Source organism: Hyphomicrobium facile, assembly GCF_900116175.1.
In the GTDB taxonomy this organism is placed as follows: Bacteria; Pseudomonadota; Alphaproteobacteria; order Rhizobiales; family Hyphomicrobiaceae; genus Hyphomicrobium_B; species Hyphomicrobium_B facile.
Genome location: NZ_FPCH01000001.1, coordinates 391,766 through 401,208, shown reverse-complemented (window position 1 = coordinate 401,208; position 9,443 = coordinate 391,766). Strand labels below are relative to the sequence as shown.

General features: G+C 60.6%; 11 protein-coding genes. 1 reads left to right on the top strand and 10 read right to left on the bottom strand.

From position 1 onward, the window contains the following. The first annotated feature begins 60 nt into the window (after nucleotides 1-60). Entirely contained in the window at nucleotides 61-393 is a 333-nt protein-coding gene (gene trxA, locus BM399_RS01950; RefSeq protein ID WP_092863464.1) for a thioredoxin, read from the top strand. A 93-nt stretch (nucleotides 394-486) separates the two neighbouring features. On the opposite strand, the gene BM399_RS01945 is transcribed toward trxA, so the two are convergent. The 10 genes from BM399_RS01945 to BM399_RS01900 all read right to left on the bottom strand — a co-directional run bounded on the left by BM399_RS01945 (nucleotide 487) and on the right by BM399_RS01900 (nucleotide 9,405). Beyond that, a complete protein-coding gene (locus BM399_RS01945) occupies nucleotides 487-1,086 on the bottom strand; it encodes a cysteine hydrolase family protein (protein ID WP_092863461.1) in 600 nt (199 codons plus the stop codon). A 50-nt stretch (nucleotides 1,087-1,136) separates the two neighbouring features. Beyond that, nucleotides 1,137-1,532, bottom strand: a complete 396-nt coding sequence (locus BM399_RS01940; RefSeq protein ID WP_092866134.1) for a DUF779 domain-containing protein — start codon at nucleotides 1,530-1,532, stop codon at nucleotides 1,137-1,139. 78 nt (nucleotides 1,533-1,610) lie between these two features. Continuing rightward, on the bottom strand, nucleotides 1,611-3,131 hold the full coding sequence (adh, locus tag BM399_RS01935; RefSeq protein WP_092863457.1) for an aldehyde dehydrogenase: 1,521 nt from the start codon (nucleotides 3,129-3,131) through the stop codon (nucleotides 1,611-1,613). 249 nt (nucleotides 3,132-3,380) lie between these two features. Further along, nucleotides 3,381-4,730 carry a bifunctional folylpolyglutamate synthase/dihydrofolate synthase gene (locus tag BM399_RS01930; RefSeq protein ID WP_092863454.1) on the bottom strand — a complete coding sequence of 450 codons (1,350 nt, stop codon included), beginning with the start codon at nucleotides 4,728-4,730 and terminating at the stop codon, nucleotides 3,381-3,383. Nucleotides 4,731-4,754: 24 nt separating this feature from the next. Continuing rightward, nucleotides 4,755-5,840, bottom strand: a complete 1,086-nt coding sequence (gene accD, locus BM399_RS01925) for an acetyl-CoA carboxylase, carboxyltransferase subunit beta (protein ID WP_092863451.1) — start codon at nucleotides 5,838-5,840, stop codon at nucleotides 4,755-4,757. Nucleotides 5,841-6,015: 175 nt separating this feature from the next. Further along, nucleotides 6,016-6,846 carry a tryptophan synthase subunit alpha gene (trpA, locus tag BM399_RS01920; RefSeq protein ID WP_092863448.1) on the bottom strand — a complete coding sequence of 277 codons (831 nt, stop codon included), beginning with the start codon at nucleotides 6,844-6,846 and terminating at the stop codon, nucleotides 6,016-6,018. A gap of 1 nt (nucleotide 6,847) precedes the next feature. After that, on the bottom strand, nucleotides 6,848-8,089 hold the full coding sequence (gene trpB, locus BM399_RS01915; RefSeq protein WP_092863444.1) for a tryptophan synthase subunit beta: 1,242 nt from the start codon (nucleotides 8,087-8,089) through the stop codon (nucleotides 6,848-6,850). Nucleotides 8,090-8,133: 44 nt separating this feature from the next. After that, entirely contained in the window at nucleotides 8,134-8,784 is a 651-nt protein-coding gene (locus BM399_RS01910; protein WP_092863441.1) for a phosphoribosylanthranilate isomerase, read from the bottom strand. Between the two features lie 13 nt (nucleotides 8,785-8,797). Then, nucleotides 8,798-9,037: a hypothetical protein gene (locus BM399_RS01905; RefSeq protein WP_092863437.1), complete on the bottom strand. Its 240-nt coding sequence runs from the start codon at nucleotides 9,035-9,037 to the stop codon at nucleotides 8,798-8,800. Nucleotides 9,038-9,054: 17 nt separating this feature from the next. Next, nucleotides 9,055-9,405: a LapA family protein gene (locus BM399_RS01900; RefSeq protein WP_092863434.1), complete on the bottom strand. Its 351-nt coding sequence runs from the start codon at nucleotides 9,403-9,405 to the stop codon at nucleotides 9,055-9,057. Between the last annotated feature and the right edge of the window lie 38 nt (nucleotides 9,406-9,443).

Sequence of the window (9,443 nt, the reverse complement as noted above, 5' to 3'; positions counted from 1 at the left end):
GCCGACGGGCGGCAAGTCGGGATCGGCCAATAGAACGGGCCCGAAAATGGAGCATAATCAATGTCTAACGCAGTGACAGACGCCAGCTTCGAAGAGGAAGTTCTGAAGTCTAGCGAACCGGTTCTCGTCGATTTCCACGCGACGTGGTGCGGACCGTGCAAAGCCATGGCCCCTGCACTCGATCAGGTCGCCAAGGAGATGACCGGCAAGGTCAAAGTCGTGAAAATCGACGTTGACGAGAACCCGCAGGTCACCGGTCATTACGGTATCCGCGCTATGCCGACGCTGCTGATCTTCAAGGGCGGCAAGGTCGCTGCACAGCACACCGGCGCGATCGTGCAGAAGAAAAAGCTCGAAGACTGGATCACGTCGAGCGTCGCCGCTGCCGTTTGAAGCGCGCGCGCCAGTCACGACACATCTCGAATGGAAAAACCCTGCTGAACGCGGGGTTTTTTATTTTTGGAATTTGCTTTCGGGGCCGGCCGATCAGTCCGCGATCTTGTCCGCAGCCGGCACGACCACGGCAAATATATCGTTGAGCGCCACGAGGCTGGCTTCGTGCAGCTCCTTCGCCGAAATAGAGCCGCCGGAAGGATTGGGAAGCGAGCGGGTCGCCGTCGCATTGCCGACCACCGTTGCGCGATAGCCGTGATTGAAAGCGGCTCGCGCCGTTGAATTCACGCACACATGCGTCATGAACCCGGCGATGGTCACATCCTCGACGCCATAGCCTTTCAGAAGCTCATCGAGGTTCGTCTTTTCGAACGAGCTCGGATAGTTCTTCACCACAACGGGCTCGCCCGCTTTCGGGCTCACGACGTCTGCGATGGCGCCGATACGGTCGTTGACGTCGTAAGGCGATCCGGCCCCGGCATCGTGTTGAATGTGAATGACCGGCCGCCCGGCGTCGCGGTACCGCTTCAAGAGACCCTGGCATTCAACGAGCGCGGGCTCCACTCCTTCGAGCTGCATCACGCCTTCGCGATACGTATTCTGGCAATCGATGAGGATCAGCGCAGAGTTGGCCACGCGCGCAGGCGCATAGCCGAGCCCCGTGAGGTCGCGCAGTGTCCGTGAAACCGTCATCGGTTATTCTCCCGAATTTGAATGGATTGAAACGCCCGGAATTGAAGGTCCTAAAGAGGCGGATGCTCGACACCGGTCGGCGGCGGACCCAGAGCATCGAGTTCGTCGTTTTCGGCATCCGAGTAGACGCGCGACCGCGTCAGGAAACGAACGCCCTCCGGGCTTTCGACCGAGAAACCCGATCCGCGTCCCGGCACGACGTCGATGAGGAGCTGCGTGTGCTGCCAGTATTCGAATTGCGACCGGCCCATGTAGAACGGCTGGCCGCCGATCTCGCCCATGTAAACGTCTTGCGCGCCGACCTTGAACTCGGCCCGCGGATAGCACATCGGCGCGCTGCCATCGCAGCAACCGCCCGATTGATGAAAGAGCAGCGGTCCGTGAATACCCTCGAGCTTCTTGATCAACGTCAGGGTATCGGGTGTGGCCGTCACGCGATTGACCATCTGGCTCGCCTCCGTGTTGAGAAAAAGGGCATGCACCGGGATCGGCACATGCCCTTCGATCTTACGCGAGGCTCGGCATCAGAAGAAGCCGAGAGCCTTCGGGCTGTAGCTGACGAGCAGGTTCTTCGTCTGCTGGTAATGGTCGAGCATCATCTTGTGCGTCTCGCGGCCGATGCCCGACAGCTTGTAGCCACCGAATGCAGCGTGCGCGGGATAGGCGTGGTAGCAGTTCGTCCAGACGCGACCCGCCTGGATGCCGCGGCCCATCCGATAAGCCCGCGTTCCGTTACGCGTCCAGACGCCCGAGCCGAGGCCATAGAGCGTGTCGTTAGCGATGGCGAGCGCTTCCGCCTCGTCTTCGAAGGTCGTGACGGAGACGACCGGCCCGAAGATTTCTTCCTGGAACACGCGCATCTTGTTGTGGCCTTCGAGCACGGTCGGCTCGACGTAATAGCCGCTCGCAAGCTCGCCGCCGAGAGTGGCGCGACGGCCGCCCGTCAGAACGCGTGCACCCTCGCCCTTGCCGATCTCGATGTAGCTGAGAATCTTCTCGAGCTGATCGTTGGAAGCCTGCGCGCCGATCATCGTCGAGGCATCCATCGGATGACCCTGCTTGATCTTCACGACGCGTTCCAAAGCCCGCTCCATGAACTTCTCATAGATCGAACGCTGGATGAGCGCGCGGCTGGGGCACGTGCAAACCTCGCCCTGGTTCAACGCGAACATCGTGAACCCTTCGAGGCACTTGTCGAAGTACTCGTCGTCGGCGTCCATGACGTCGGCGAAGAAGATGTTCGGCGACTTGCCGCCGAGCTCCAGCGTGCAGGGAATGATATTTTCCGATGCATACTGCATGATCAGACGGCCCGTCGTCGTCTCGCCGGTGAATGCGATCTTGGCGATGCGCTTGTTCTGGGCAAGCGGCTTGCCAGCCTCGATGCCGAAGCCGTTGACGATGTTCAAAACGCCTTCAGGGATGAGGTCGGCGATCAGATCGGCGAGAACCATGATCGACATCGGCGTCTGCTCGGCGGGCTTCAGCACGACGCAGTTACCGGCTGCAAGCGCAGGAGCGAGCTTCCAGACTGCCATCAGCAGCGGGAAGTTCCACGGAATGATCTGGCCGACGACGCCGAGCGGCTCGTGGAAATGATAGGCGATCGTGTCGTGATCGATTTCAGCGATCGAGCCTTCCTGCGCGCGAACGCAGCCGGCGAAATAACGGAAGTGATCGATGGCCAAGGGAAGATCGGCGTGCGTCGTCTCGCGGATCGGCTTGCCGTTGTCGATCGTTTCGACGAGAGCGAGGATGTCGAGATTTTCTTCCATCCGGTCGGCGATCTTCGACAGCACGCGGGCGCGCGCCGCGGGAGACGAATTCCCCCAAGCCTCTCTGGCCTTATGCGCCGCGTCGAGTGCGAGTTCGATGTCTTCGGCGGTCGAACGGGCGATCTCGCAGACCTGCTGTCCGGTGATCGGCGTCACGTTGGAGAAGTACTGGCCGCGGACAGGAGCAACCCACTTGCCGCCGATGAAATTGTCGTAGCGCGGCTTGATGATCTGCCGCCCTTTGAGCTTGTCCATTGCTACATGCTGCATCGTGCATCTCCTCCGAATGACGCCTAGACGGCGATCTTGTTGGTGTTGGAGTTCTCTAGAATTGGTCTGTTACGCTTTGGTCCGGCAAGCCTCGACTTCTCACTTGGTAGATCAGCTATGCGTCGCCATTGGCCGTGGCCGACATTGTCCCACCAACCTAGCGATTTTTGTGACCTTTTCGAACTGTAAATATCGAATCCGGGCGAAGCACTTTGACCTTGCGCAACGAACTCCGCTGCTCGGCGGAGTTTATTCGAGGCCCTTGTGCAATAAAAGTACATATCCTGCAAGATAGAGCGATCCGCATATCAGAACGCGCTTCGGCCCCTTCGAAAGCCCGGCAATCGTTTGGAGTGCATCAATCACGTTTTTGCGATCAGCCGCCTGCATTCCGGCGCCTCGCGCGACCTCGGCAAGGTTCTCTTCACTGTGCGGCGCCTCGTTGGCTCCGGGGATCGGAACTGTGTAGATGGCCCGCACAAGCCCCCGGAACGGCGCAAGAAAGCCCAACGCATCCTTCTGGCCCATCATGCCGACGATCAGATAGACGGGCTTGGGCGACTTCTCATCGAGCGTTGCGAGTGTATCAGCGAGCATATCTCCGGCCGCCGGATTATGACCGCCGTCGAGCCACAGCTCGGTCTCGTCGCCAAGAATGTCGGCCAGAGGCCCTGACGTCAGGCGCTGCATCCGCGCCGGCCATTCGACCGAGCGAAGCCCCGCTTCGAGAGCACCCTCGTCGATCGCAAGGGACGGTATTCTTTCGCCGAGCGTCAGCGCCGCCGCCACCGCGGTTCCGGCGTTGGTGATCTGATGCCGCCCGATGAGCGCCGGCAACGGCAAATCGAGCAGACGGTCGTTCTGCTGCACGATAAGACGGCCCGCCTGCTCGTAAGCGTCGTAATCGCGACCCCAGACAGTCAGCGGCGCGTGGATTGCCCGCGAACGTGATTCAAGGACCGTGAGAACATCATCGGTTTGCTGCGAGATGATGCCCGGAACACCGCGCTTCAGAATGCCGGACTTTTCGAAAGCAATCTTCGCGAGCGTCGGACCGAGCTTCTCGGCGTGGTCCATCGAGATCGGCGTGATGACCGTGAGCGCTGGCTCGGCAATGACGTTCGTCGCGTCGAGCCGGCCACCGAGTCCGACTTCGAGTAGGAGAACGTCGGCGGGCCGTTCGGAGAACGCGAGAAACGCCGCCGCTGTCGTGATCTCGAACTGCGTGATGTCCTCGCCGTCGTTCACCGCTTGGACGCGCGTCAGGACGTCGACGAGCAGGTCTTCGTCGATCGGATGCGATTTGCCGTCATCTCCGGCAAGCGAAATTCGCTCGTGAAACCGCACGAGATGAGGCGAGGTATAGACGTGCACGCGCTTCCCGGCAGCTTCGGCAAAAGCGCGAAGATACGCCGTGACCGAACCCTTGCCGTTGGTGCCCGCGATGTGGACCACCGGCGGGAGCTTCTTTTCCGGATGCCCGAGCTTTGCCAGCAGCCGCTCCACGCGGCCGAGCGAAAGGTCGATCAGCTTCGGATGCAAGAGCATCATGTCGGCCAGTAAAGCGTCGCTTGTGGGCCGTGTCGTCGACGAGGTCATGCCCCGCAATACCTTCGAGAAGTGCTAGGCGCCGCGAGGCGCATCTTTGGGATTTGCAGATGTTGACGATCCGCCCTCATCGCGTTTTGGCTTGTCGCCCTTGCCCGGCTCGAAGCGCTGGCTGTTCGGCACAGCCTCCGGCTCGACGACGCCGCTTTCCCGTGCGGCCGTCTCGATGACTTTGCTATCGACAGAAGCGCCGTTGACGTACGGCTTGCCGTTCATCTTGCGCGTGTCTTTTGCCTTCGTCGCCTGGACGCCACTCATCAGGAGTTTGCAGACGCGTGCGAGCGTCTCCCGCATCTCATGACGATGCACGACCATATCGATCATGCCGTGCGAAAGCAGATATTCCGCGCGCTGGAAGCCGTCCGGCAACTGCTCGCGGATCGTCTGCTGAATGACGCGCGGACCCGCGAAGCAAATAAGCGCGCCGGGTTCCGCGATATGGATATCTCCGAGCATCGCGTAGGAAGCGGTCACGCCTCCCGTCGTCGGATCGGTCAGAACGACGATGTAGGGAAGCCGCGCATCCCGGAGACGTTGAACGGCAATGGTCGTACGCGGCATCTGCATGAGGGACAGGATGCCCTCCTGCATGCGCGCGCCACCCGAGGCCGCGAAAAGAATAAACGGCGTTCTGAGATCGAGCGCGCGCTGCATGCCGGCGATGATCGCCTCGCCTGCAGCCATGCCGAGCGAACCAGCCATGAAACGGAAGTCCTGAGCCGCAGCGACAACAGGCAAACTATCGAGCTCGCCTTCGCCGACGAGAACGGCATCATCGAGCTTCGTCGCAGCCTTCGCGTCTTTCAGTCGATCCGTGTATTTGCGGCCGTCGCGAAACTTCAGCGGATCTTGCTGCACGGTCGGCACCGGGACAACGCGATACTCTCCGCCATCGAACGTATGCTGCAGGCGCTGCTGCGAGCCCATGCGCATGTGATAGTTCGAGCCAGGCACGACGAACTGGTTGGCCTCGAGGTCTTTGTAGAAGACCATCTGACCTGAGTCCGGGCACTTCACCCAGAGGTTATCCGGAACGTCGCGTTTCGCCGTCGATAAGAGCCCACTGATCTTTGGGCGGACGACGTTGTTAATCCAATTCACGTGTTCTTGGCTCCTTGTAAGCCGCAGCGGGTGCCTATCGCTTTAACGTGCGGGCACAATGGCAAGCTCCTCGCAGTCCGCCATTTTTAGCGCCTCTCGAGGGACCGGCGCCAGGACAATGCCCAAAATGGGGGTGCAGAAGGCCCTCTCCAATAGACTTTATCCAGGGAAAGCGCTAGTCGGCCGATAGTGCCAGGCTCAATTCCTTGACGAGTTCCGCCACCCCCTTCCGGGTGCCTTCCGTCGCCTCGCCCTTCGCTCCAAGAGACTTTTCTATAATAGAAACAATGGCTGAGCCGACGACCACGCCATCAGCCCCCTTCGAGATCGCCCGTGCCTGCTCGCCGGAGCGAACCCCGAAGCCCACGACAACCGGTAAGGGCGTCTCGGCCTTGATTGCCTTCACTTGGCTGTGGACATCGTTAACGACTGGCGCGGCGGCTCCCGTGATGCCCGTGATCGAAACATAGTAAACGAAACCGGACGTATTCTTCAAAACCGTCGCCAAACGCGCCTTGTCCGTCGTCGGCGTCGCGAGCCTGATGAAGTTCAGCCCCGCCGTGAGCGCGGGAAGGCACAGCTCGTCGTCGGCCTCCGGAGGCACGTCGACGACGATGAGGCCATCGACGCCCGCGGCCTTCGCATCCTTGATGAAGCGCTCGTTGCCGTAGACGTAGATCGGATTGTAGTAGCCCATCAGCACGATCGGCGTCGTGTTGTCGTGCGCGCGGAAATCACGAACCATCTGCAGCGTCTTGATCATGTTCTGACCGGCCTTCAGCGCCCGCTGCGACGAGGCCTGAATTGCCGGACCGTCCGCCATCGGATCAGAGAATGGCATGCCGAGTTCAATGATATCGGCGCCGGATTTGGCGAGATCACTGAGAATCTGCGCACTCGTTTCCGGATCAGGGTCGCCCGCGGTGACGAACGTGATGAGCGCCGGCCGGTTTTCTTTTTTCAGTGCTTCGAAGCGGGCATCGATGCGCGTGACGTGCTTGGTCATCTTAGATCTTCATCCCAAGATGTTTGACGACCGTGGCGAGATCCTTGTCGCCTCGGCCAGAAATATTGACGACGAGAAGGTTGTCCTTCCCCAAAGTCGGCGCAAGCTTCTTCACAAGTGCCAGTGCGTGACTCGACTCGAGTGCCGGGATGATGCCCTCAAGCCGCGTGCAGAACTGAAGTGCTTCGAGCGCTTCTTTGTCCGTGGCCGGGACGTAGGTCACACGCCCGATAGTCTTCAGCCACGCGTGTTCCGGCCCAACGCCCGGATAATCGAGGCCGGCGGAAATCGAATGACCTTCGAGGATCTGCCCGTCGCTGTCTTGCAGGAGATACGTGCGATTTCCGTGCAGCACACCCGGCGAACCACCGTTCATCGACGCCGCATGACCGTTCTCGACATCGATCCCGTGGCCGCCCGCCTCCACGCCGTAGATCGCAACATCCTTGTCATCCAGAAACGGATGGAAAATGCCGATAGCATTCGAGCCGCCGCCGATGCAGGCAATGATCGTATCTGGCAACCGGCCTTCGGCTTCCATCATCTGCTTGCGCGTCTCATGCCCGATGATCGCCTGGAAGTCGCGGACCATGGCCGGATAGGGATGCGGACCCGCGGCCGTGCCGATGAGATAGTAAGTGTCGCGCACGTTGGTGACCCAATCGCGCAACGCTTCGTTCATCGCGTCTTTCAGCGTGCCGGCGCCCGACTTCACCGGATTGAGTTTCGCGCCGAGCAACGCCATGCGCGCTACGTTGGGCGCCTGACGTTCGACGTCGGTCGCGCCCATGTAGACCTCGCACTCCATGCCGTACTTGGCGCAGACCGTTGCAACAGCGACGCCGTGTTGACCCGCCCCAGTCTCTGCGATGATCCGCTTCTTGCCCATCCGGCGCGCGAGCAGGATCTGACCGAGGCAGTTGTTGATCTTGTGCGAGCCCGTGTGATTGAGCTCTTCGCGCTTGAAGTAGATTTTCGCGCCACCGAGTTCGGCCGTCATTCGCTCCGCATGATAGAGCGGGCTCGGCCTGCCGGCGTAATGGAGGTTCAGAAAATCGAGTTCGCGCTGGAATTCGGGATCGGCTTTCGCCGCCTCGTAAGCGCGCTCGAGTTCCAGGATCAGCGGCATCAGCGTTTCGGCAACGAAACGGCCGCCGAATATGCCGAAAAATCCCCTGTCGTCGGGACCCGTGGCGTAGCTGTTGAGCGCGGCCTCCGCGGTCTTCTTCGATTTCGTCGCCATGAACGCCTCGCTTATCTCCCTGGCCCATCAGGAAGATGAAATTATCACGTCTGCTTAGCTGTCTTTACGGCCAGAAGAAAGCGACGGATCTGATCAGGGTCCTTGATGCCCGGCGCACTTTCGACACCGGAAGATACATCGACGGCGACCGGCTTCGTTAACGCGATCGCGTCCGCGACGTTATCAGGCCCGAGGCCACCCGAAAGCATGAAGGGCAGAGCTTCGGAAACACCATCGAGGGCGTGCCAGTCGAACGTTCGACCGTTGCCGCCAGGAAGCAACGAGCCCGGAGGCGCCTTCGCGTCAAAGAGGATGAGATCTGCAGAGCCCGCGTAGCTGCGCGCACGCTCCGCGTCTCCGGCCGTCGCGACGGCAATCGCCTTGATGACCTCACGGCCGAATTGCTTCTTGATGACGGCGACGCGTTCCGGAGTTTCCTTGCCGTGCAGTTGCAGGATGTCGGGACCAACATCATCGACAATCTCTTGCAGCGTCTCGTCGTCCGCATCGACCGTCAGCGCGACGATCTTGGCCCTGCCGCGTGCGAGCTCAGCCAGTCGCTTGGCTTCAGGGATTTCGAGATGGCGCGGGCTCTTCGCATAAAAGACAAGCCCGATGTAGTCGGCGCCGCCGGAGATGGCCGCTTCCAACGCTTCAGGCGTCGTGATCCCGCAAATTTTGGCTGTCGTGACCATCAAAGTTCGTGTGTTACGCCGCAGGCGCACCGGCGAGCCGGCGCTTTTGCCAGCGCTTGAGAGCGATAAAAGTCCAAACGCCTTCGACCAGGCCGAATGGCCAGGCGCCCTGCAGAAATCCATAGACCGAACCCATCGCGCAAGCGACGGAAAATCCGAGGATGCACCAAGGGCTGCTATCCTCGAACGTGTAGAACAGCAGCATCAGGCTGACGGACACGAGTCCGAAAAGCGTCAGCGCATCGAATGACATTTAGGATCTTGCTCGCATCAACGGCCAGAGATGGCCAATCGCTGGTCTGCCGGATCGCCAGCCCCTTCGCGTTCCCGCGCGAGGCGATCGGCTTCCGCTTGCCAGCGCGCTGCGCGCCGGCCTTGCGAACGCGCCGTCTGGCGCCATCGGCTCTGCCCCATCCACGTCGCAATGCCGCCAAGGATGACGCCGACGACGAGAGCCACCATGAGATAAATGTAGAACGGCAACTCAATGGAAAGCGCTGGCGTCTCGGGCCGGAAGGGATCGAGGATCAGATCCACTGGCTGCCGGTTGGAAACCGCAATCGCGACCAGGATGATGCCGATCGGAAAACCGATTAGCAGCGCGAGAATACGCCTGAACATGATCTTTCCTCACTTGGCGTGCGCGCAACGAACCGCAG